The sequence below is a fragment of the Kitasatospora sp. CB02891 genome (genome assembly GCF_002803145.1).
GTDB classification, from domain to species: domain Bacteria; phylum Actinomycetota; class Actinomycetes; order Streptomycetales; family Streptomycetaceae; genus Kitasatospora; species Kitasatospora griseola.
The window spans coordinates 204,310-227,150 of sequence record NZ_NNBO01000003.1 but is presented as its reverse complement, the minus strand read 5'-3'; the positions used below and the strand labels follow the sequence as shown (position 1 = coordinate 227,150).

The following is a 22,841-nucleotide window of genomic DNA, read 5'->3' as shown; positions in this document are numbered from 1 at the left end:
GGGCAGGGTCAGGTGTGGACGGCGGTGCCGTCCGCGCCGGTGGCGCCGCGGGTGTAGCGCGGGTGGATCAGGCCGACGCAGCTGTACGGCAGGTGGTCGATCTCCTCGACGGGGACGCCGCGTTGGGCGGCGAGCAGCCGGATGTGGTCGAGGTCGGGGCCGGCGCCGCGGCGGGCGAGGATCCGCCAGGGGACGCGGCGCAGCAGCACCCGGGTGGTCTCGCCGACGCCGGGCTTGACCAGGTTGACGCTGTCGATGCCGTACTCGGCGCTTATCCGCTCGACGGCGGCCCAGCCTTCCCAGCTGGGGGTGCGGTCGGCGGTGGCGAGGCGGGCGGTTTCGGCGGCGACGGCGTCGGCGACGGCCGGGAAGGCGGCGGCGACGGTGTCGACGAACCGGGTGGAGACGTCGGCGTCGGCCAGGTGCCGGTAGTACTTGGCGCCGTGGAACTCGTCCGGCCCGGTCAGGTCGGCGCGCAGCACGGTGCGGGAGACCAGGCCGGAGACGGTCGAGTTGAGGCAGGCGGACGGGATCAGGAAGTCGTCGCGGGTGCCGTAGGTGCGCACGCAGCTGCCGGGGTCGGCGAGGACGGCGAGGTCGGGGTCGAAGCCGGTGCCGGCCAGTGCCCGGTCGAGCTCCCGGGTGATGGCGCCCTTGCCCGTCCAGCCGTCGACGAAGACCACGTCGGCGGCGCGGTGGTGGGCGGCAAGGTGGCGCAGCGCGACCCGGTCGATGCCGCGGCCGCGGACGATGGAGACGGTGTAGTGCGGCACGTCGAGGCCGTGGGCGTGGGCGAGCCAGCGGCGGATCAGGATGCCGACGGGGGTGCCCGCCCGGGCCAGCGAGGCCAGCACCAGGTGCGGTCCGCGTTCGCGCAGCAGGGTTTCGGCGACCGCGCCGACGGCGGTGGCCAGCCGGGTCGCGGAGGCGGCCAGCGCGGTGCGGAACAGCTGCTGGTACTCGGGGCTGGGCTGGTACTCGACCGGCAGCGACTCGGCGTAGTGGGCGCCGCCGGACTGCACGGCCTCCTCGCGTTCCTCGGTGGGTGCTTCGAGGTGGACGCCGGAGAGGTCCTTGAGCAGCCAGGTGACGTCGGCGGCCGGGTAGCTGGAGAAGGCCGGTCCGTGCAGCGGGCGGGCGGCGGGCGGGGAGGGGGCGGTGTGTGCGGTCATGCCGGGCCTTCGGTGGGGTGCGCAGGGGTGATGCTCGGGCAGCGGGCGGTCGGTGGGGCGTCAGGCGGGTGGCGCCGGGCGGTACGACGGGAGAACGGCGAGCACCACGTGGTCGGTGGCGGTGCGCAGGCGGGGCAGCAGGGCGTCGGGGCCGTGGTGCAGGGCGGGGGTGTCGGCGGGGTCGTCGACGACCAGGACGACGGTGTCGAACCGGCGGGCCGGGTCGCTGCCGGGGGCGACGTTGTAGGCGTAGCGCTCGGTGGAGTCGTCGCCGGCCGGGTCGTCGTGGGCGGTGAAGGCGAGCCGGGTGCGGATCGCGTAGCCGGGGTGGTCGTGGGCGAACACCGGGGAGCGGGTGGTGGTGGAGAACCGGATCTCGGCGTCCGGGAGTCGGCGCTGCAGGGCGTCGGCGAGGCGCAGCGGGGCGTACATCAGCTCCTCGCAGCCGAGCACCAGGACGCGGCGGGCCCGGGGGCCGACGGCGTCGGCGAGGGCGGCGCCCAGGGCGGGGAGCGTCTCGTCCAGCCGGCGGCGGTGGGCGGCGGTGAAGCCGTGCCGGCCGCCGTCCGGCAGGCCGTCCGGCCAGGGCAGCGGGAGGCGCGTCAGCTCGCCCTGCGGCGCGACGGGTTGGGGTTGCTCGGGGACGGCCTCGATGAGGGCGCGGGCGCGGTCCAGGACGTCCGCGGGAAGGTGGACGCCGCCGTCGGCGGTGGCCACCAGGTCGACCCGGGCGCCGAGCTCGGCGGCGGCGGCCGCCAGGCGGGAGCGGTCGGCGGGGGTGCGCAGGTCGACCAGGGCGACCACCACGTACCGCTCGCGGGGGTGGGCGGCGTGCAGGGCGCGGATGGTGTTGAGGACCGTGGTGCCGGTGGAGAACTCGTCGTCGACCAGCACCAGCGGGCCGTCGCCGGCGAGGAGTTCCGGGTCCTCCGGGAGCAGCAGGTGGCTGGTGGCGTGCGAGTGCTCCTCCTCGAAGCCGCCGAGCGGGGCGAGGCCGGGCACGGGGCGGCGGGTGGAGTGCAGGTAGGGCGCGTCGAGGCCGTCGGCGACGCTGTGGCCGAGGGCGGTGGCGGTCTCCGCGTAGCCGAGCACCACGGCGCGCGCGGTCTCCGCCGGGCCGAGCAGCGCGGCCACCCGGCGGCCGAGGTCGAGCCCGGCGCCGTGCACCACCTCGGGCCGCTGCGGGACGTGCTTGCCCAGCACCTGGGAGACCAGCAGGTGGGCGCGCTTGGGGTTGCGGCGCAGCGCGAGGCCGATCAGCGCGGTGAGTTCGGGCCCGCCGGTGAGGCGCACGCCCAGCCGGTCGGTGACCCACTGGCCGGTCCAGGGGTCGGCCCCGACCGGCCCGGGGGCGGTGGTGTCGACGGTCATCGGGACTCCTCTCCTCACGGCGACGGATGGTGCCGGTGGTGCTGGTGATGCTGGTGGTGCTCGGTGAGGACGCAGGGCTGCACGTCCGGGTTCGAGCGTACGGGGCGCGCCGAGGCCCGTGGATCGACCGACCGGCGACGCTTCGCGTACCGATCGGTGAGGATCCGGTGACCGCCCGGTGGAGGCCGGCCTCCTCCGATCGGTTGACGCGCAGTCAGCTCCCGGGAGGTTCCGGGTTCAGGAGACGCAGGCGGAGAGCAGTTCCGCGAAGGACACCTCGGCCCGCGCGACGCCGAACACCTCGGCGCGCAGCAGCACCCGCTCGGCCCAGGCCCGGTGCGGCTTGGCCTCGTTCATCTTGTTGGTGTACGCGGAGCGGCTCACCCCGCCGCCGCCGCGGTGCTGCTGGAGGATGTCCTGGGCGTCGCACAGCTCCTCGTGGGTCACCACGGACAGCGCGTGCACGGCGGCGACGTGGCTGGGGTGGATGCAGGTCTTGCCCAACAGCCCGTTGGCCCGGTCGAGTTCGATCTCCCGGATCAGCCCGTCCAGGTCGTGCTCGATCAGCCGCTGCCGGACCCGGTCGGCGGGTGGAGTGGCCTCGGCGAACGGGGTGCGGCGCAGCTGCGGCTTGAACATCCGCTCCTGGAGCGGGAAGTACTCCCAGACCGGGCCGGTGACGGTGAACCCGGTGCCGTCGGCGCGGCCGAGCACGTTGACCACGTCGCCGATCACCTGGGCCACCAGCGACACGTCGTAGGCGGTCAGGTCGGGCGAGCGGCGCAGCCCGTACGCGGAGCACAGGTCGGTGACGCCGAGCCGCACGGCGAGGACCCGCTCGCGGTGCTTGTCGAGCAGCCGGGCGATGCCGAAGAGCTGCTCGCGGCGGCTCTCCAGGTGGGCGAGTTCGGGCGACTCCAGCACCGGCATGACGAACAGCCGCTGCCCGCCGGCCTCCTCGGCGCGGGTCAGCGCCTCCAGGAACGGCCGCCCGCTGTCCTCGGTGAACTTGGGCACCACGAAGCCGCTGAGCAGCCGCAGCGCGGGGCCGAGCCGCCGGGCCAGGTCGGTGATCTGCTCGGGGAACCGGACCCGGACGAACAGCAGCGGAAGCTCGGCGGCCGCGTCCTGGCCCGCCGGCCCGGCGAGCTCGGCGAGCTGGGCGACCAGGTTGTGCTCGGCGTCGTCGACCTCGTGGTCGGCGATGGCGTCCTCCAGGCAGAGCACCATGGAGATCACGCCGCGGGCGGCTTGTCGGCGGACGTCGCGGGCCAGGGTGGGACGGGTGGCGGGGCTGTAGAGCGTGGCGCCGAGCGCGGTGGCCAGGACGTCCGCCCCGCTGTCCCGGTCGAAGGCGACGGGCTGCTCGTGAAAGAGCCGGCTGCGGACGTCGTCCGCGAGATGCCCGAAGTGGCGCAAAGTGCTCTCCCGCTCTGATCTGTGGGACCCGCTGGGGGGCCGGTGACGGCTGCCCCCTCGACACATGGACGGTTGGCGCGGCCGGATAGTTCGCCGGGGCGCGGTCACCGTGCGGAGTCGGGAGCACCGGGCCGCCGGCCGCCCATCGTACGGCCGGACGAGGCCGGCGAAGCAGTTCGAAACATCGAATTCCCACAAGCTTTTCGGCCCCGTCGTCCGACATCGCTCCCGGCCTGCCGCCCCGACCGCCCCGAGCCCGCCGCCCCGTCGCCCGAGCCCGCCGACGCCGCGCCCGCGTTGTCCCGGGCCCCGGGCAGGCGGCAGGATGGTGCGCTATGACGCATGTGATGGCGAAGGGCGCCAACATCCCGCTGACGGCCAACGCCGTCCGTGCCGTCCTGCGTTGGACGGACACCCCGGGCATCCCGGACGTGGACGCCTCGGCCCTGCTGCTGGCCGAGGACGGCAGGGTCCGCGACGACCTGGACTTCGTGTTCTACAACCAGCCCCGGCACCCGTCCGGCCTGGTCCGCCACCTGCCCAAGCAGGCCGCGGACGGCTGGATCCGGGACGCGGTGGAGATCGACCTGGCGAAGCTGCCCGCCGGGGTGGACCGGGTGGTGCTGGCCGGCTCCGCCGAGGGCGGGGCGTTCCCCGCCGTGCCGAACCTGCGGGTGCTGCTGTTCGACGTCGGCGCGCCCGAAGGGACGCCCGCGCTGGCCGAGTTCGCCGTCGACGAGCACGAGCAGGTGACGGCGCTGGTCGCCGCCGAGCTGTACCGCCGCTCGGGCGGCTGGAAGTTCCGCGCCGTCGGCCAGGGGTACGTGCACGGACTGATCGCGCTGGCCACCGACTTCGGCATCACCGTGGAGGACTCCGGCGGCGACGGCGGCGCCCCGCTGGCCGCCGACCCGCGGCTGCCCGGACCGGCCGCCGCCCCCGAGCCGCCGCAGCGGCCCGCGCCGGCCCCGGTGGACGAGGACGACTGGACGCTCGCCCCGGCGCTGCCCACCCAGGCGTCGGCCCCGATCCTCGCCCCGCCGCCGCCCGCGCTGCCGCCGACCGTCCACCACGCCGCGCAGACCGGCGACCGGCCGCCCGCCGGCTACGGCTACCCGCAGCAGCAGCCGCAACCGCAACCGCAGGGCTACGGCTACCCGCAGCCGCAGGCGGGCGGTTACGGCTACCCCCAGCCGGCCGCCGCCGGCGGGTACGGCCAGCCGCAGGCCGCAGGCTACGGCTACCCGCAGCAGCAGCCCGCACCGCCCGTTCAGCAGCCCGTGCAGCAGCCGGCGCCCCCACAGCCGGGCGCGCCGTTCGCGCTGCCGCCGCAGGGCCCGCAGTTCCAGCCGCGCTGAGCCGTCAACTTCCGGGCTTCTCGGCGGTCTTGTACCCCCGCTCCCACTGCATGCCGAAGCCGTACAGCCGGTCCAGGTCGGACTGGAAGCCGTGCACGTACCGCACCTCGCGGCGGATCGACAGCTTGCCCTCGCCGTCGTTCTCGATCAGCACCACCGCGCACGAGCGGGCCGCCGCGGCCCGCTCGTCCAGCTCGATCTCGATCCGCGGGCCGCTCTGCGGGACGATCGTGATCACCGCCTGGGTGCGGTCGAACGCCGGGGTGTCGTCGTAGATGTAGACGAACACCAGCAGCCGCTTGAACTGGTCCTTCTTCTCCAGGTTGATGTGCATGGTCTCGCCGGACGACGCGCCCGACACGTCGTCACCGGAGAGCTTGATGTACGGCGGTTTGTTCAGGTCGCCGAACAGTCGGCCGAGCGGCTGCACCACGCCCCGGCTGCCGTCGGCGAGTTCGTACATGCAGGCCAGGTCGAGGTCCACGCTCTGCGGGGCGGAGCCGGCGGTGGCGGGCTCCAGCGGGCGCAGGATGCGCGGGTCGAAGAACCGGCGCAGCGTGCGGCCCACGGTGGGGCGTTCGGCGCCGCGGGTCGACCAGTGCAGGTTGATGTACAGGTAGCCGGTGGTGGCGGCCGAGCCCGTGATGGCGTGCTGCGGCTGGGACTTGGTCAGTGTGACCTTGAACTGCCCTCCGGTGTCGAAGCTGTCACTGCGGTCCCCTTTCAGGAACTCCCACACCGAGACCATCGTGTCCTCCCCCAGCGCCGGTTCTGTCCTCAGCCTCTCCAATACCCACCCGACGGTCCCTGAGTCAACGTCAACCCTCCGGCGGAGCCCGCTGGCAGAGGGTTCGTCACTCCCGTACGATGCCCGCTCCTCGGACGCGATATCGTCTCTCCGCACAGGTGTCCCGTGCGTTGTCCCGTGCGCCACGTCACCTCCAACTTCCCCTGCCCTGCGGAAAGCCGAGGCCCTCCCCGCGATGAACCTCTCCTCCATACAGCTGGTCTGGGCCGTGGTCGGCGGCGCAGCCCTGCTGTTCACCGCCATCCTGGTGGCCTTCCTGCGTTTCAAGAACAACAAGGCCGAGGGGTCCGACGACTCCTGGGAGCGCAGCGAGGAGCGCCGCCGCCGCAAGGAGGCCGTCTACGGCGGCGCGTCGTACGTGCTGCTGTTCTGCTGCGCCGGTGTCGCAGCCGCGCTGTCGTTCCACGGCCTGGTCGGCTTCGGCCAGCAGAACCTGAACCTGTCCGGCGGCTGGGAGTACCTGGTCCCGTTCGGCCTGGACGGCGCCGCGATGTTCTGCTCGGTGCTCGCGGTGCGCGAGGCCAGCCACGGTGACGCGGCGCTCGGCTCCCGCATGCTGGTGTGGCTGTTCGCCGTCGCCTCGGCCTGGTTCAACTGGGTGCACGCCCCGCGCGGCGGCGCGCACGACGGCGCCCCGCAGTTCTTCGCCGGCATGTCGATCTCGGCGGCCGTGCTGTTCGACCGGGCGCTGAAGCAGACCCGCCGGGCGGCGCTGCGCGAGCAGGGCCTGGTGCCCCGCCCGCTGCCGCAGATCCGCGTGGTCCGCTGGCTGCGCGCCCCCCGCGAGACCTACGCCGCCTGGTCGCTGATGCTGCTGGAGAACGTCCGCAGCCTGGACGAGGCCGTCGAGGAGGTCCGCGAGGAGCGTCAGGCCAAGCTGGACGCCAAGGTCCGCGCCCGCAGCGCCGACCGCCGCGAGCGGGCCGAGCTGAAGGCGATCTCCCGGCAGACCGGCATGCTTGGCCGGGCCCGGCACGGCCGTCAGGTGCCTGCTCTGGCCGCCGCGGGCGACTCCCCGTCGTCCGCTACGGAGCCTGCCCTAGCCGCCGAGGAAACCACCCTCGACCGGGTCGGCCCCTCCGCCCTGGAGCCCGCCGCCCTGAACGCCGGCCGCCGCCCCCGCGCCGCCGTCGAATCGCCCTCCACCGGCAGCTCGTACTCGTCCAGCATCGACCTGACGATGGACGAGGACACCCTGTCGATGCCGAAGCTGGACTCGCTGGAGCGCAAGCTCCGGGCGATCGAGCAGCAGCTCGGCTGATCCTCCGCAGCACGACGAGAGCCGCCCGCCGGGACGTCCCGGTGGGCGGCTCTCTCGTTGGGCGGCGCCGGCTAGCTCTCGGCCGGTTCGGCGCCCTCCAGCGTCTGTTCCCGCTTGTTGCGGATCATCGAGGAGGCCAGTGCCGCGCCGATGAAGGCGACGCCGATCAGGCCGGTGACGATCTCCGGGACGTGGAACTTGATCGAGGCGAGCAGGATCAGCGACAGCGCGCCGATCGCGTAGTGCGCGCCGTGCTCCAGGTACACGTAGTCGTCCAGGGTGCCCTTGCGGACCAGGAAGACGGTCAGCGAGCGGATGTACATCGCGCCGATGCCGAGGCCCAGGGTGATCTGGAAGATGTCCTGCGAGATGGCGAACGCGCCGACCACGCCGTCGAACGAGAAGGACGCGTCCAGGACCTCCAGGTAGAGGAAGAGGAAGAACGCGGCCTTGCCGCCGACCTGGACGATCGACTTGCCCTTGCGCTCGGCCTCGTGCTCGGCCTCCTCCTGCTCCTCCAGGCCGGATTCGAAGACCCCGGAGAGGCCGTTGACGGCGAGGTAGGTGGCCAGACCGCAGACACCGGCCAGCAGGACCGTTTCGGCACGGTCACCGGCGAACAGCCGGGCCGACAGGGCGAGCAGCACCAGCGCGATGACCGAGGAGAGGGCCTCCAGCTTGCCGATCTTCTCCAGCGGCTTCTCGATCCAGCGCAGCCAGTTGAACTCCTTCTCCTCCAGGATGAAGTCGAGGAAGATCATCAGCAGGAAGATGCCACCGAACGCGGCGATCGCCGGGTTGGCCATCTCCAGGTACTGCGCGTAGGTGTGGCCGTCGTGGGTCTTGCTGGAGTCCAGCGCCAGCTGGACCACGGTCGCCGGGTTGAGGTGCGCGGTCAGCGCCACCACCAGCAGCGGGAAGACCAGCCGCATGCCGAAGACCGCGATCAGCACGCCGACCGTGAGGAAGATCTTCTGCCAGAAGGCGTTCATCCGCTTGAGAACGGTGGCGTTGACGACGGCGTTGTCGAAGGACAGGGAGATCTCGAGGATCGAGAGGATCAGGACGACGCCGAATCCTTCGGCCCCCCAGATCAGGCCGGCGGCGATCAGGCCGGCGATCGTGATGGCGAAGGACCATCCGAACGTACGGAGGAACACGGGGTCAGTTACCTTTCTGGCTACCGGAATTGACCGATTCCGGGCTGCTTACTGAACGTTGACGCCGAAGTCGAGCGCGATGCCGCGCAGGCCGGACGCGTAGCCCTGGCCGACGGCACGGAACTTCCACTCGCCCTGGTAGCGGTAGAGCTCGCCGAAGATCATCGCGGTCTCGCCGGACGCGTCCTCGGAGAGGTCGTAGCGCGCGATCTCACTGCCGTCGCCCACGTTGACCACGCGGATGTAGGCGTTGGAGACCTGCCCGAAGCTTTGCAGCCGGGCGTCGGCGTCGTAGATGGACACGGCGAAGACGACCTTGTCGATCTGCACCGGCACCAGGTCCAGGTGGACCTCGACCACCTCGTCGTCGCCGTCACCGTCGCCGGTGAGGTTGTCGCCCTGGTGCTCGACCGAGCCCTCGGGGCTGCGCAGGTTGTTGTAGAAGACGAAGTACTCGTCGCCGAGGACTCGACCGGCGGAGCACAGCAGTGCGCTGGCATCCAGGTCGAACGGCGCGCCGGTGGTGGACCGGGCGTCCCAGCCGAGGCCGATCCGGACCTGCGTCAGGTTCGGCGCGGCCTTGGTCAGCGAGACGTTTCCGCCCTTGGCAAGGGTGACGGTCATCGGACTTTCCTCCCAGCTCCCGTCTCCGGGGCTCCCGGGGTGTGCTGCGGTGGTCGGCCGTCGGACCGCCCGGGAGGGCCGGTCCGACCGGGCACGTCCGAAGGACGCACCCCAAGAGATCTACGCCCCTCGACGGCCCTGCAGTGCTGCACACCCGACTGAACTTCCTGAACTCCGCTCACCGCCGGGCCCGACCGGTGGGCCCCGCGGGCCCGAAACCGTCCGCGCAAGCGCCCCGGCCGGGGGCGGATCGCGGCCGAATCTATCAAGCGCGCATCCGTTTCCCCGCCGACCGGAACCGGCCGGAACCCGCCCGGTACGCTGCCCCCGCCGCCGAACGAACCGTCGCGCGGGCACGGACGCACCAGGACGAACAGAGGGAGCATCGCCACGATGCCGTTCGAACCGCTCGAGGGCACCGACCCCGAATCCGTCGGCCCCTACCGCCTGTTGGCGCGACTCGGTGTCGGCGGCATGGGCCGGGTCTACCTGGCCCGCTCGGCCGGCGGCCGGACCGTCGCGGTCAAGGTGGTGCGCGCCGAACTCGCCCACGACGCCGACTTCCGCGAGCGCTTCCGCCGCGAGGTGACCGCCGCCCGCTCCGTCGGAGGCACCTTCACCGCCCCGGTGGTCGACTCCGACCAGGACGGCGAGACCCCCTGGCTGGCCACCGCGTACGTGCTCGGCCCCGCGCTCGTCGACGCGGTCGACGACCACGGGCCGCTGCCCGTCGACAGCGTCCGCACCCTCGGCGTGGGCCTGGCGCAGGCGCTGACGGCGATCCACGCGGCCGGGCTGGTGCACCGCGACCTCAAGCCGTCCAACGTGCTGCTGGCCGCCGACGGCCCCCGGGTGATCGACTTCGGCATCGCCCGGGCCCTGGACGGCGACCGGATGACCTCCACCGGCGTGGTGGTCGGCTCGCCCGGCTACATGAGCCCCGAACAGGCCGGCGGCCGCCCGATCGGCCCGGCCTCCGACGTGTTCTCGCTAGGCTCGGTCCTGGTGCTCGCCGCCACCGGCCGCGCCCCGTTCGACCACGCCGAGGACGGCGGCGCGCCGTCCGCCGCGTCCCTGCTGTACCGGGTGGTGCACGACCGCCCCGACCTGACCGCGCTGCCCGAACCGCTGCGGCCCGCGGTCACCGCCTGCCTGGCCAAGGACCCGGCGCAGCGGCCCTCACCCGCCGAACTCCGCGCACTGCTCGGCGAGTCGGTCGCCCCGGCCCGCTCCGGCTGGCTGCCCGTCGCGGTCGCCTCCGACATCGCCACCCGCGCCGCCGAGGTGATGGACCTGGAGGACCCCGTCCGGGTCGCCGCCCCCGTCGACCCGCGCCGCGCCCCGGCCGTCCGCACCCCGACCGAGGTCTCCGACTCCCCGACCGGCACCGTCCGGCTCGGGGTCCGCACCCCGGCCCCCGCCGCCCCGGACGGTCCGGCCACCGAGCCGGTCGACGCCGCGGCCGCCCGCCCGTCCCGCCGGGCGCTGCTGCTGGGCGGCGGCGCGGCCGTGCTGGCCGGCGCCGGCGGCCTGACCGCCTGGGCGCTGGGCCGCCGCGGCGCCGCTCCGCACCCCGACCCGGCGCCGCCGTCCAGTGGCTCCGCCTCCCCGTCCCCGGCCCGCAGCACCCGCGCCCCGGGCGTGCCGCCGGCCCCGCTGTGGACGTACCGGCTGTCGTCGAGCAGCGCCGGCAGCCTCGGCATGGCGTTCTCCCCCGGCCTGCTGCACCTGGGCGGCGCGGACCTGGTCGCGGTGGACCTGGCCGACGGCAGCGAGAAGTGGATCACCAAGGACGCGATGGCCTACCACCTGGCCGTCGCGGGCGGCTCGGTCTCCTACGGCACCATCGCCGACCTGATCACGGTGGACGCCGGCTCCGGCGCGGTGCTGTGGAAGTACCGGCCCGAGCCGCCGAAGCCGAACGGCACCCAGATCGCCTCGGACACCGTGCTGGCCGCCGACGACCGCGCCGTGTACGCGATGTGCGCCTACCTGTCGCTGGACTCGTCCGGCCTGCCCGACTCCGGCGCGAAGACCGGCAAGGGCATCATGGCGCTGTCCCGCAAGGACGGTTCGATGCTGTGGAACCAGCACCGCAACCGGACCGCCGACTACCTGGTCAGCTCCGACCTGACCTCGGACACCCTGCTGTACACCGACAGCAAGGAGAACCTGGTCGCCCGCTCACTGGCCGACGGCGCCCAGAGCTGGTTCGCCACCACCGACTCGCGCTCCACCTACCAGCCGGTGCTGCAGGACGGCCTGGTGTTCTGCTCCGTCGGGCCGAACGGCCTGCAGGGCGTGCGGGTCTCCGACGGCAAGCAGGTGTGGGCGAAGACCTCCGACCGCTCCACCCGCCTGTGGTACTCGCCGCCCGCAGCCGGCAAGCACGTCGTGTACGCGGTGCTCGGCGGCCTGACCATGACCGTCCAGGGCACCACCTACACCCCGACCGCCCCGAGCCGGGTGGTGGCCTTCAACGCGGCCGACGGCACCGAGCTGTGGCGCCTGGAGCTGCCCACCGAGGTGCTGATGGACAGCCCGGTGCTGGTCCGCGACACCCTGTTCGTGCCCACCGCGGACCGCGGCATCCACGCGGTGGACGTGGTCGACCGCAAGCTCCGCTGGACCTTCCAGACCGGCGCCCCGGCCGACCTGCCCTGGCACCTGGCCGGCAACGACGACCTGCTGATCGCCGTCCAGGGCGACCGGGTGATGGCGCTGCCGCCGGAGTAGCGACGGCGACGGGCCGGCTCCGCGGACGGACCCGGCCCGCACCGTGCCCGGCGCGACCTCAGACGTTGACGCCGAAGTCCTGCGCGATGCCGCGCAGGCCGGAGGCGTAACCCTGGCCGATGGCGCGGAACTTCCACTCGGCGCCGTTGCGGTACAGCTCGCCGAAGACCATCGCGGTCTCGGTGGAGGCGTCCTCGGAGAGGTCGTAGCGGGCGATCTCGGCGCCGCCGGCCTGGTTCACCACCCGGATGAAGGCGTTGCGGACCTGGCCGAAGCTCTGCTGCCGGTTCTCCGCGTCGTAGATCGACACCGGGAAGACGATCTTGGCCACGTCGGCCGGGACGCCGTCCAGGTGGACCTTGATCTGCTCGTCGTCGCCCTCGCCCTCACCGGTGAGGTTGTCACCGGTGTGCTCGACCGAACCGTCGGCGCTCTTCAGGTTGTTGAAGAAGATGAAGTCGGCGTCGGAGCGGACCCGGCCCTGCTCGGTGCAGAGCAGCGCGCTGGCGTCCAGGTCGAAGTCCGTGCCGGTGGTGGTGCGTACGTCCCACCCGAGGCCGACGACCACGGCCGTCAGGCCCGGCGCCTCCTTGGTGAGCGAGACATTGCCGCCCTTGCTCAGGCTGACACCCACGTGGTCCTCCAAGAAGTCGGTTTCCCGATCCGTCAACGGCCCGATCGTAGTGCGGGGTTCCCGGACCTCGGCGGCGACTCGGCCCGGCGGGTGCCGGAAATCGGCGCCCGCCGGGCCGAGGGGGCGTCAGAGCGCGCCGACGGCGGCCAGGTACTCCTGGGTGTCGCGGGCGTCCGGGAGGCCGTTGACGATGCTCCAGCGGACCACGCCCTCCTTGTCGATCACGAAGGTGCCGCGCACCGCGCAGCCCTTCTCCTCGTTGAAGACGCCGTAGGCGCGGGCGACCTCGCCGTGCGGCCAGAAGTCCGACAGCAGCGGGTACTCGAGGCCCTGCTGGTCGCCGAACACCCGCAGCGAGAACGGCGAGTCGGCGGAGACGGCGAGCACCTGCACCTCGTCGTTCTGCAGGCGCGGCAGCTCCTTCTGGATCTCGCAGACCTCGCCGGTGCAGACGCCGGTGAAGGCGAACGGGTAGAAGACCACGACGACGTTCTTCTCGCCGCGGAAGTCGGACAGCTTCACCGACTCGCCGTGCTGGTTCTTCAGCTCGAAGTCGGGGGCCTGGGCGCCGATCTCGATGGCCATGGTGGAACCTTCCTGCCGGGACGTGATGGTGCGGGCAGGGAAATCTTCGCATCCGCGCGCGCCCGTTCGGCCGTTCGGGGGAGACGTCGGGCCGCTCGACGTACCGTTCAGCCCTGAGCGAACACGGTGGCGGGGCGACGCACACGGGCCCCGGCGGAGGAACTCCGCCGGGGCCCGCGTCACGATTCGAAGCTCAGCGCTTGCCGGTCTTCGAGGCCTTCGGGGTGGCCAGGCGGGTGCCCGCCCAGTCCTTGGCGATCGCCACCGAGCTGGTCTGCGACAGGCCCGCGGTCTTCGCGGCGTCGGCGATCTCGTGCGCCTCGACGTGCCCGTCACGGCCGGTCTTCGGCGTCAGCAGCCAGATCAGGCCGCCCTCCGCCAGGTACTCCAGGGCGTCGACCAGGACATCGGTGAGATCCCCGTCCTCGTCGCGGTGCCACAGCAGGACGCCGTCGGCGACGTCGTCGTAGTCCTCGTCGACGAGCTCGGTGCCAGTGATGTCCTCGATGCCCTCGCGGAGCTCCTGGTCACTGTCGTCGTCGTACCCGAGCTCCTGAATGATCTGGCCCTCTTCGAAGCCCAGACGAAGCGCCGGGTTGGACTTGTCCGCGGGGTCCGCGGTCGCGCTCACGGGAATAACCTCCAGTATTCGGCTCGGCATCCATGCCGAGGCTGTGGCCGTAGTCCACACGGGAGCGGCGGTTCGCGCAAGTACCCGACCCCCGATCCCACCCAAAGGTTGACGCGTCGAGGGCCGACACGCCGCCCTCCGTGTGGCCAATCACACCGAAATGTCCGTATCCGTACCGGACCAGGACGCTTCGTCTCCCACCCTCGCACAGGCCGTACGCCTGCCCGAGATGCGAACGGCATTCGGGCCAGCCCCGTGTGCGGGCGTAAAGTCTTCTGTTGGCCCTCACCCCGACCGGCGGCCATCCACCGACCGGGGTCCCAGGTCGGACCACCTCCTGACCGTACCGCCCAACCGGCGGAACGGTTACCGATCGGTAGAGATGACGGATCTCCGAACGCGGTAGCACGATGGAGGCGGCGCGACAACTCAGTTTCGACCGACAGTGAAGGAACAGCGTGGCTTCCGGATCCGATCGCAACCCGATCATCATTGGCGGCCTCCCGAGCCAGGTCCCGGACTTCGATCCCGAGGAGACCGCGGAGTGGCTGGAGTCGCTTGACGCTGCCATCGACGAGCGTGGGCGCGAGCGTGCCCGCTACCTGATGCTGCGGCTGATCGAGCGCGCCCGTGAAAAGCGTGTCGCCGTGCCCGAGATGCGCAGCACGGACTACGTCAACACCATCGCCACCAAGGACGAGCCGTTCTTCCCCGGCAACGAGGAGATCGAGCGCAAGATCCTCAACGCGACGCGCTGGAACGCGGCCGTCATGGTCTCCCGCGCCCAGCGCCCGGGAATCGGCGTCGGCGGCCACATCGCCACCTTCGCCTCCTCCGCGTCGCTGTACGACGTGGGCTTCAACTACTTCTTCCGCGGCAAGGACGCCGACGGCGAGTCCGGCGACCAGGTGTTCTTCCAGGGTCACGCCTCGCCGGGCATCTACGCCCGCGCCTTCCTGCTGGACCGACTGACCGAGCAGCAGCTCGACGCGTTCCGCCAGGAGAAGTCCAAGGCGCCGTTCGGCCTGTCCAGCTACCCGCACCCGCGGCTGATGCCGGACTTCTGGGAGTTCCCGACCGTCTCGATGGGCCTCGGCCCGCTCGGCGCGATCTACCAGGCCCGGATGAACCGCTACCTGGAGCACCGCGGCATCAAGGACACCTCCGACTCGCAGGTGTACGCCTTCCTCGGCGACGGCGAGATGGACGAGCCCGAGTCGCTCGGCCAGCTGTCCCTGGCCGCCCGCGAGGGCCTGGACAACCTGACCTTCGTGGTCAACTGCAACCTGCAGCGCCTGGACGGCCCGGTCCGCGGCAACGGCAAGATCATCCAGGAGCTGGAGTCGCAGTTCCGCGGCGCCGGCTGGAACGTCATCAAGCTGGTCTGGGACCGCACCTGGGACCCGCTGCTGGCCCAGGACCGCGACGGCGTCCTGGTCAACAAGCTGAACACCACCCCGGACGGCCAGTTCCAGACCTACGCCACCGAGTCCGGCTCGTACATCCGCGAGCACTTCTTCGGCGGCGACCTGCGCCTGCGCGCCATGGTCGAGAACATGACGGACCACCAGATCCAGCACCTGGGCCGCGGCGGCCACGACCACCGCAAGGTCTACGCCGCGTTCAAGGCCGCCCGCGAGCACAAGGGCCAGCCGACCGTCATCCTGGCGCAGACCGTCAAGGGCTGGACGCTGGGCCCCAACTTCGAGGGCCGCAACGCCACCCACCAGATGAAGAAGCTGACGGTCGAGGACCTGAAGCGCTTCCGCGACCGGCTGCACCTGCCGATCACCGACAAGCAGCTCGACGAGGGCTACCCGCCCTACTACCACCCGGGCCGCAACTCGGAAGAGATCCAGTACATGCACGACCGCCGCGAGGAGCTCGGCGGCTACGTGCCCACCCGCAAGGTCCGCCCGCGCAAGCTCGAACTCCCGGGCGACGACGCGTACAAGGCGGTCAAGAAGGGCTCCGGCAACCAGACCATCGCCACCACCATGGCGTTCGTCCGGGTGCTCAAGGACCTGATGCGGGACAAGGGCATCGGCAACCGCTTCGTGCCGATCGCGCCGGACGAGTACCGCACCTTCGGCATGGACTCGCTCTTCCCGTCCGCCAAGATCTACAACCCGCTCGGCCAGACCTACGAGTCGGTCGACCGCGAGCTGCTGCTGGCGTACAAGGAGTCCCCGTCCGGCCAGATGCTGCACGACGGCATCTCCGAGGCCGGCTGCACCGCCTCGCTGATCGCCGCCGGCTCGTCCTACGCGACGCACGGCGAACCGCTGATCCCGGTCTACGTCTTCTACTCGATGTTCGGGTTCCAGCGCACCGGCGACCAGTTCTGGCAGATGGCCGACCAGCTGGCCCGCGGCTTCGTGATCGGCGCCACCGCCGGCCGCACCACGCTGACCGGCGAGGGCCTCCAGCACGCCGACGGCCACTCGCAGCTGCTGGCCTCCACCAACCCCGGTGTGGTCGCCTACGACCCGGCCTACGGGTACGAGATCGCCCACATCGTCCAGGACGGTCTGCGCCGCATGTACGGCTCCTCCGCCGAGCACCCGCACGGCGAGGACGTCTTCTACTACATGACCGTCTACAACGAGCCCATCAAGATGCCGGCCGAGCCGGAGGGCGTCGACGTCGACGGCATCCTCAAGGGCATCTACAAGCTCTCCGAGGGCGCCGCCGGCCAGATCCCCGCCCAGCTGCTCGCCTCCGGCGTGGCGGTGCCGTGGGCGCTGGAGGCGCAGCGCATCCTCGCCGAGGAGTGGAACGTCAAGGCGGACGTCTGGTCGGCCACCTCCTGGAACGAGCTGCGCCGCGACGCCGTCGAGGCGGAGGAGTTCAACCTCCTCCACCCGGAGGAGCCGCAGCGCGTCCCGTACGTGACCTCCAAGCTCTCCGGGGCCGAGGGTCCGTTCGTGGCCGTCTCCGACTGGATGCGCGCCGTCCCGGACCAGATCGCCCGCTGGATCCCCGGCCAGTACCAGTCCCTGGGCGCCGACGGCTTCGGCTTCGCCGACACCCGCGGCGCGGCCCGGCGCTTCTTCCACATCGACGCCCAGTCGATCGTCCTGGCCACCCTCACCGAGCTGGCCAAGCAGGGCAAGATCGACCGCTCGGTCCTCAAGTCCGCGATCGACCGCTACCAGCTCCTCGACGTGGCCGCGGCCGAGCCGGGTGCCGCGGGCGGCGACGCCTAAGCGCCGGCCGCTCCACCCGCTCCACCGTCCCCGCGCCCTGCAAGGGCGCGGGGCGTAGGGCAGAACGCCGAAGATCCGCCCTGGGAAGGGAATCCCCTCCCCGGGCGGATCTTCGGCGTTCTGCCCTCCCGCTTCGCGGCGGAAGGCACAGACGGAAGGCCCGTCCAGGAAGGGAACTCCCCTCCCCGGACGGGCCTTCTGGCGATGCGTCAGATGTGGACTGCCGGACCGGCCTCGTTCGCGCCGCGCTTGGTGAGCAGGCCGAGGCCCGCGGCCGCGAGGGCGACGACGGAGGCGACGGTGAAGGCCACGCCCATGCCGCTGACGAAGGAGGAGTGGACGGCGTCCGCGATGCCGGTGACGACCTGCTGGGGGGTGCCCTCCGGCAGCGGCGGGGCGATGCCGAGCTGCGCGGCCTGCTTGAGCTGCTCGCCCTGCTCGCCGTCCGGGAACGGCACGCCGGTGGCGGCCCACTTGCCGGGCAGCGCGCTGGTGACCTTGGAGGCCATCACCGCGCCGAGCACCGCGGTGCCGAGGCTGCCGCCGACCTGCATCGCGGCCTGCTGGAGGCCGCCGGCCACGCCGGCCAGCTCCAGCGGGGCGTTGCCGACGATGACCTCGGTGGCGCCGACCATGACGGGGCTGAGGCCGAGGCCCATCAGCAGGAACCAGAGCGACATGACGCCGTTGCCGGAGTGGATGTCCAGGGTGGACATGCCGAGCATCGCGCCGGTGGTGAGCAGCATGCCGCCGACGATCGGGATGCGCGGGCCGACCTTCCCGATCAGGAAGCCGGCCACCGGGGCGCCGACGATCATCATGCCGGTCATCGGCAGCAGGTGGACGCCGGCGTCGACCGGGGCCATCCCGTGGACGTTCTGCAGGTAGAAGGTCACGAAGAAGATGCCGCCGAAGAACGCGAACGCCATCAGCACCATCAGCAGGGTGCCGGCCGACAGCGGGACCGAGCGGAACAGGGCGAGCGGGACGAGCGGTTCCTTGGCGAAGTTCTGCCAGACCGCGAACGCCACCAGGGCGAGCACCGCGCCGCCGAGGAAGAGCAGCGTGGCGGGGTCGCCCCAGCCCCAGGTGGGGGCCTTGATGATGCCCCAGACCAGCATGAACATCGCGCCGGAGAGCAGCACGATGCCGGGGATGTCGAAGGACTTGGCGGCCTTCTCGGAGCGCACGTCCTTGAGGATCAGCACGCCCAGGAGCACCGCGACGACGCCGACCGGGACGTTGATGTAGAAGACCGACTCCCAGTTGACGTGCTCGACCAGCAGGCCGCCGACGATCGGGCCGGCCGCGGTGGAGGCGCCGATGACGCCGCCCCAGATGCCGATCGCCATGTTGAGCTTCTCGGCGGGGAAGGCCCCGCGCAGCAGGCCGAGCGCGGCGGGCTGGAGCAGCGCGCCGAACAGGCCCTGCAGGACGCGGAAGAAGATCACCTGCTGGATCGAGCCGGCGAAGCCGATCGCGGCGGAGGTGGCGGCGAAGCCGACCGCGCCGACCAGGAAGGTGGACTTGTGGCCGAACCGGTCGCCGATCTTGCCGGCGGTGATCAGGAAGACCGCCAGGGCCAGCAGGTAGCCGGAGGTGACCCACTGGATGTCGGCGGGGCTGGCCTTCAGGTCGGTCTGGATCGCCGGGTTGGCGATGGCGACGACGGTGCCGTCGAGGGCGACCATCATGACGCCGACGGCGACGGTGAGCAGGGTCAGCCAGGGGTGTCCCCGCAGCTTCCCTCCGGCGGCCGGGGCCGCTTCCTTGTCGATGACGACGGACTGGCTCATGGCTCGGGACATCCCCGTTCGTATGGTGTGACGAGAGAGCGGCTCGGCCATTATGTCAGTCGCTGACAATCGACAAGCGGTGACTCGTGTCACTTGATGACAAGTGGCAGACCGCTATCGTTGAACCATGGCCACCCCCGTCTCCGCCGTCCACCCGCACTCCGCTGGCCTGCGCGAACGCAAGAAGCAGAAGACCCGCGACGCGCTGGTCGACGCCGCCCACCGGCTGTTCCTGCAGCAGGGCTACGCGAAGACCACGGTCGACGAGATCGCGGCCTCGGTGGAGGTCTCCCAGCGCACCTTCTTCCGGTACTTCGCCAACAAGGAGGAGGTCGCCCTGGCGGTGCTGGCCGACGCCGAGGAGACCTTCCTGGAGCTGCTGCGCGGCCGGCCCGCCGCGGAGAGCCCGCTGGAGGCGATGCGCGGCGCGGTCCGGCAGGTGTGGCACTCGCTCGACCAGGGCCGGGTCGCCGAACGCGGCACCGTCACGGGCGCGCTGGAACTCTTCGAACTGATCGAGTCCACCCCCACCCTGCTCGCCGCCCACCTGCGGCACACCCTGCACCAGGAGGTCGAGGTGGCCCGGGTCCTCGCCGACCGCGAGGGCCTCGACCCGGCGGTCGACCTGCGCCCCCGGCTGCTCGCCGCCGTGTTCGGCACCGTGGTGCGGCTCTCCCACCTGTCGTACGCCGCCGCGCCCGACCAGCACGGCCATTGCATGGACGGCATGCTGTCCCTGATCGAGCGCCACTTCGACCAGCTCGGACCGGCGTTGGCCGGCTCCTGGCGCTGACCCCGGGCCCCGGTAGTACTGCGGTATCAGGGCCGCGCCCGACCGGAGTATGAGGACACCGGCCCCACCTCGCCCTACTCTCGGGCCGGTGACCACCTGGAAGACCTTCCTCAGCGCCCTCGTCGAGCCCGTCCCGAACAACCGGCCGCCGCTGGCCGACGCCCGCAGAGCATGGGTCCGGGCGCTGCCCTTCGTGGTGGTCCTGGCCATGATCGGTGCGCTGCTGCCCACCGGCATCGTCGCGCTGACCAGGTTCTACGGGGTGAACGGGGGCCTCGCCGCCGCACTGGCCACCGTCCAGGCCGGGGCGCTCGCACTGGCGCTGGTCCGACCGCTGACCGCCTGGCAACTGGTGGCGCCGTCGGTGCTGGTCGGCGCGATCGTCACCCACGGCGAGGCCGCCACCCAGGCCTGGCCGTGGCCGGTCACCACCCTGCTGAGCTACCTGTTCCTGATGGTGTTCCTGGCGATCCGGGAACGCGGACGGACCCTGCTCGCCGTCTGGGCGGTCACCTTCGTCGGCAACAGCCTCAGCTGGTCCGTCTTCGCCGACTACTTCGACGGCACCTCCGTGGTGGTCACCGCGCTCTCCGGGGTGATCCTGCTGCTCGGCTGGAGCCTGCGCGGCCGCGGCGAGGCACGACGGCTGCTCGCCGCCCAGGAGCAGATCTCCGAGACCGAACGCGCCCGGCGCACCCTGCTGGAGGAGCGCGCCCGGATCGCCCGCGAGCTGCACGACGTGGTCGCCCACCACATGTCGGTGATCGCCGTCCAGGCCGACAGCGCCCCGTACCGGATCGAGGGCCTGCCCGAGCCCGCCGTCACCGAGTTCGGGCAGATCGCCACCGCCGCCCGCGGCTCGCTCACCGAGATGCGCCGCCTGCTCGGGGTGCTCCGGGCCGCCGAGACCGAGGCCGACAAGGCCCCGCAGCCCGGCCTCGCCGACCTGCCGGGCCTGCTCGCCACCGTGGCCCAGGCCGGCGTCCACGCCGAGCTCGACCTCGCCGACGACGTCCGGAGGCTCGACCCCGTCCCCGAGGCCGTCGGCCTGTCCGCGTACCGGATCGTCCAGGAGGCGCTGGCCAACGTCGTCCGGCACGCGCCCGGCGCCACCGCCCGGGTCCGGGTCGCGGCGGCCGACGGCGCGCTCACCGTGGACGTCGAGAACGACCCGGCGCCCGGCAAGGCCCCCGCCGTCGAGACCTCCGCCTCCACCGGGCACGGTCTGACCGGAATGCGCGAGCGCGTCCGGCTGCTGGCTGGCACCCTGGACACCGGCCCGACCGCCGCCGGCGGCTACCGGGTCGCCGCCGTCCTGCCGATCGACCGTCCCGCCACCGCGGGTTGACGCCGCCCCAGGGGAGAACACCGCATGACCATCCGCGTCCTCATCGTCGACGACCAGGCGATGGTCCGGGCCGGCTTCGCCGCCCTGCTCAACGCGCAGGCCGACATCGACGTGGTCGGCGACGCCGCGAACGGCCGCCAGGCGCTGGAGGTCAGCGGGCACACCCACCCCGACGTGGTCCTGATGGACGTCCGCATGCCCGAGATGGACGGCCTCGAAGCCGCCCGCCGCCTCCTCGACCCCCCGCCCGGCACCGTCCACCGCCCGCGCGTCCTGATGCTCACCACCTTCGACGTCGACGACTACGTCTACGAGGCCCTCCGCGCCGGCGCCTCCGGCTTCCTCCTCAAGGACGCCCCGCCCGCCGACCTCATCAACGCCGTCCGCGTGGTCGCCGCCGGCGACGCCCTCCTCGCCCCGTCCGTCACCCGCCGCCTGATCGCCGACTTCGCCCAGAACCGGCCCACCCCCCGCCGCGACCCCCGCCTCCGCCTCAACGGCCTCACCCCGCGCGAGACCGAAGTCCTCGAACTCATCGCCCGCGGCCTCTCCAACCAGGAGATCGCCGCCCACCTGGTCCTCGCCGAACAGACCGTCAAGACCCACATCGGCCGCATCCTCGCCAAACTCAACCTCCGCGACCGCGCCCAAGCAGTCGTCCTGGCCTACGAGAGCGGCCTGGTCCAGCCCGGCGGGTAGAGGGTGGGAGACAGACCGGTGCTCCCACTGGTCTCGCTCCCACCCCGGTATGACTCCCCGCTTGGCTCCGCAGGTTGACGCCCCCTCGGTCACCCTCTTCCTACTTTCCTCCCTGTTGCCGAACGGGAGGAGGAAGCGGTGCTGTCGCGTCTGCGTCGAAGGACGGCCGTTGCGGGGTTGGTGCTGGTGGCGGTGCTGGGGGTGGGGTCGTGGGCGTCGGCGGATGCGCAGACTCCGCTGACGGGGCCGCCGCCGGGGTCCGCGGAGTGGGTGGCGGACGGTGGGCTGGGGGTGCGGCTGCCGGATCCGGCGAAGGCCTCGCCGGCCGAGGTGGCGACGTTCTTCTCGGGGCTGACCCCCGAGCAGCAGCGGCAGCTCGCGTTCCGGCACCCCCAGGTGGTCGGGAACCTGGACGGCGCGCCGATCGATCTCCGCTACCTGGCGAACTCGCTCGCCGTCGCCCAGGAGGGCGCCCGTGAGCAGTCCCGCGCCGACAATCCGGCGCTGACCGCGGAAGAGCGCGAACTGGCCGCGCAGCACGCCGCCCGCTACCGCGAGCTGGCCGGCCGCCGGCTCCTGGCGTTCGATCCCCGCGGCCGCGGCCAACTCGCCGAGGTCTTCGGCGACCTGACGCACGACACCCGCACCGCCGTCCTGGTGCCCGGCTCGGACGTCGACCTCGGAACCGCCGACCGGCTCGCCGCGATGGCGAAGGCGCTGCGCGCCGAGAGCGGCGAGAAGGTCGCCGTGGTGGCGTGGGTGGGGTACACCACGCCGGTCGGGGTGGGGATGGACGCGGCCCGGGAGGAGCTCGCCCGGGCGGGGGCGTCACGGTTGGGGCGGCTGGTGGCGGGGCTGGCCCCGGTGACCGGGCCGGTGACGCTGTTCTGCCACAGCTACGGCTCGGTGGTGTGCGGGCGGTCCGCGCCGGATCCGGCGCAGGTCGCGGGGCTGGTGGTGCTCGCCTCGCCGGGCCTGGGCCTGGATCGGGCGGACGAGGTGCGGGTGCCGGTGTGGGCGGTGGTCCGCAATCCGGAGGACTGGATCTCGAACGTGCCGAACGTCTCGTTCCTCGGGTTCGGGCACGGCGCCGACCCGACGTCCCCCGGCTTCGGCGCCCAGTTGCTGCCGTCGACGGGTTCGCACGGCCACAGCGACTACTTCGCCCCCGGTTCGGCCTCGCTGGCGGCGTTCGCCGCTCTCGCCGCGACCGGCTCCCCCACCACCGCCTGACGAT

The 22,841-nt window shown here is 72.4% G+C and carries 16 protein-coding genes and 1 pseudogene; 8 read left to right on the top strand and 9 right to left on the bottom strand.

Annotated features, from left to right (window positions below; translation table 11 throughout):
- Positions 1-8: 8 nt before the first annotated feature.
- Both CG736_RS37580 and CG736_RS09805 read right to left on the bottom strand, forming a co-directional pair.
- Positions 9-2,543, bottom strand: a pseudogene (locus CG736_RS37580) (phosphoribosyltransferase).
- A 237-nt stretch (positions 2,544-2,780) separates the two neighbouring features.
- On the bottom strand, positions 2,781-3,962 hold the full coding sequence (locus tag CG736_RS09805) for an HpcH/HpaI aldolase/citrate lyase family protein (RefSeq protein ID WP_100585788.1): 1,182 nt from the start codon (positions 3,960-3,962) through the stop codon (positions 2,781-2,783).
- 335 nt (positions 3,963-4,297) lie between these two features.
- Between CG736_RS09805 and CG736_RS09800 the strand changes: the two genes are divergently transcribed.
- Entirely contained in the window at positions 4,298-5,320 is a 1,023-nt protein-coding gene (locus CG736_RS09800) for a TerD family protein (RefSeq protein ID WP_100585787.1), read from the top strand.
- Between the two features lie 4 nt (positions 5,321-5,324).
- Here CG736_RS09800 and CG736_RS09795 read toward each other — a convergent pair whose 3' ends face one another.
- Entirely contained in the window at positions 5,325-6,068 is a 744-nt protein-coding gene (locus tag CG736_RS09795) for a Tellurium resistance (RefSeq protein ID WP_100585786.1), read from the bottom strand.
- A 235-nt stretch (positions 6,069-6,303) separates the two neighbouring features.
- On the opposite strand from CG736_RS09795, the gene CG736_RS09790 reads away from it, so the two are divergent.
- Positions 6,304-7,389 carry a DUF2637 domain-containing protein gene (locus CG736_RS09790; protein ID WP_100585785.1) on the top strand — a complete coding sequence of 362 codons (1,086 nt, stop codon included), beginning with the start codon at positions 6,304-6,306 and terminating at the stop codon, positions 7,387-7,389.
- Positions 7,390-7,460: 71 nt separating this feature from the next.
- Here CG736_RS09790 and CG736_RS09785 read toward each other — a convergent pair whose 3' ends face one another.
- Together CG736_RS09785 and CG736_RS09780 are read right to left on the bottom strand one after the other, a co-directional pair.
- Positions 7,461-8,549 (bottom strand): DUF475 domain-containing protein, encoded by a 1,089-nt coding sequence (locus CG736_RS09785; RefSeq protein WP_100585784.1) that lies wholly within the window; start codon positions 8,547-8,549, stop codon positions 7,461-7,463.
- Positions 8,550-8,597: 48 nt separating this feature from the next.
- Entirely contained in the window at positions 8,598-9,173 is a 576-nt protein-coding gene (locus CG736_RS09780; RefSeq protein WP_043913808.1) for a TerD family protein, read from the bottom strand.
- Positions 9,174-9,566: 393 nt separating this feature from the next.
- Between CG736_RS09780 and CG736_RS09775 the strand changes: the two genes are divergently transcribed.
- On the top strand, positions 9,567-11,909 hold the full coding sequence (locus CG736_RS09775) for a PQQ-binding-like beta-propeller repeat protein (RefSeq protein WP_100585783.1): 2,343 nt from the start codon (positions 9,567-9,569) through the stop codon (positions 11,907-11,909).
- A gap of 58 nt (positions 11,910-11,967) precedes the next feature.
- On the opposite strand, the gene CG736_RS09770 is transcribed toward CG736_RS09775, so the two are convergent.
- From CG736_RS09770 to CG736_RS09760, 3 genes are all read right to left on the bottom strand, one after another.
- On the bottom strand, positions 11,968-12,543 hold the full coding sequence (locus CG736_RS09770; RefSeq protein WP_043916337.1) for a TerD family protein: 576 nt from the start codon (positions 12,541-12,543) through the stop codon (positions 11,968-11,970).
- 126 nt (positions 12,544-12,669) lie between these two features.
- Positions 12,670-13,128 carry a peroxiredoxin gene (locus CG736_RS09765; RefSeq protein ID WP_043913812.1) on the bottom strand — a complete coding sequence of 153 codons (459 nt, stop codon included), beginning with the start codon at positions 13,126-13,128 and terminating at the stop codon, positions 12,670-12,672.
- A gap of 193 nt (positions 13,129-13,321) precedes the next feature.
- On the bottom strand, positions 13,322-13,759 hold the full coding sequence (locus tag CG736_RS09760) for a DUF3052 domain-containing protein (protein ID WP_043913813.1): 438 nt from the start codon (positions 13,757-13,759) through the stop codon (positions 13,322-13,324).
- 458 nt (positions 13,760-14,217) lie between these two features.
- Between CG736_RS09760 and aceE the strand changes: the two genes are divergently transcribed.
- Positions 14,218-16,968 (top strand): pyruvate dehydrogenase (acetyl-transferring), homodimeric type, encoded by a 2,751-nt coding sequence (gene aceE / locus CG736_RS09755; protein WP_100585782.1) that lies wholly within the window; start codon positions 14,218-14,220, stop codon positions 16,966-16,968.
- 209 nt (positions 16,969-17,177) lie between these two features.
- Here aceE and CG736_RS09750 read toward each other — a convergent pair whose 3' ends face one another.
- Complete coding sequence (locus tag CG736_RS09750; RefSeq protein ID WP_100585781.1) at positions 17,178-18,764, bottom strand: MFS transporter; 1,587 nt, start codon at positions 18,762-18,764, stop codon at positions 17,178-17,180.
- 127 nt (positions 18,765-18,891) lie between these two features.
- Here CG736_RS09750 and CG736_RS09745 point away from each other — a divergent pair, with 127 nt between their 5' ends.
- The 4 genes from CG736_RS09745 (at position 18,892) to CG736_RS09730 (ending at position 22,837) form a co-directional block, all read left to right on the top strand.
- Positions 18,892-19,557, top strand: a complete 666-nt coding sequence (locus tag CG736_RS09745) for a TetR/AcrR family transcriptional regulator (protein WP_043913817.1) — start codon at positions 18,892-18,894, stop codon at positions 19,555-19,557.
- 88 nt (positions 19,558-19,645) lie between these two features.
- On the top strand, positions 19,646-20,905 hold the full coding sequence (locus CG736_RS09740) for a sensor histidine kinase (RefSeq protein ID WP_232733900.1): 1,260 nt from the start codon (positions 19,646-19,648) through the stop codon (positions 20,903-20,905).
- A 24-nt stretch (positions 20,906-20,929) separates the two neighbouring features.
- Entirely contained in the window at positions 20,930-21,604 is a 675-nt protein-coding gene (locus CG736_RS09735) for a response regulator transcription factor (protein ID WP_100585779.1), read from the top strand.
- 138 nt (positions 21,605-21,742) lie between these two features.
- A complete protein-coding gene (locus tag CG736_RS09730) occupies positions 21,743-22,837 on the top strand; it encodes an alpha/beta hydrolase (protein WP_100585778.1) in 1,095 nt (364 codons plus the stop codon).
- Positions 22,838-22,841: the final 4 nt, after the last annotated feature.

Bases quoted from the DNA above. Each gene is read 5' to 3' on its own strand.
- CG736_RS09735 (WP_100585779.1), top strand. From the start codon at position 20,930: ATGACCATCCGCGTCCTCATCGTCGACGACCAGGCGATGGTCCGGGCC.
- CG736_RS09790 (WP_100585785.1), top strand. From the start codon at position 6,304: ATGAACCTCTCCTCCATACAGCTGGTCTGGGCCGTGGTCGGCGGCGCA.
- CG736_RS09745 (WP_043913817.1), top strand. From the start codon at position 18,892: ATGGCCACCCCCGTCTCCGCCGTCCACCCGCACTCCGCTGGCCTGCGC.
- CG736_RS09795 (WP_100585786.1), bottom strand. From the start codon at position 6,068: ATGGTCTCGGTGTGGGAGTTCCTGAAAGGGGACCGCAGTGACAGCTTC.
- CG736_RS09765 (WP_043913812.1), bottom strand. From the start codon at position 13,128: ATGGCCATCGAGATCGGCGCCCAGGCCCCCGACTTCGAGCTGAAGAAC.
- CG736_RS09775 (WP_100585783.1), top strand. From the start codon at position 9,567: ATGCCGTTCGAACCGCTCGAGGGCACCGACCCCGAATCCGTCGGCCCC.
- CG736_RS09780 (WP_043913808.1), bottom strand. From the start codon at position 9,173: ATGACCGTCACCCTTGCCAAGGGCGGAAACGTCTCGCTGACCAAGGCC.
- CG736_RS09800 (WP_100585787.1), top strand. From the start codon at position 4,298: ATGACGCATGTGATGGCGAAGGGCGCCAACATCCCGCTGACGGCCAAC.
- CG736_RS09750 (WP_100585781.1), bottom strand. From the start codon at position 18,764: ATGAGCCAGTCCGTCGTCATCGACAAGGAAGCGGCCCCGGCCGCCGGA.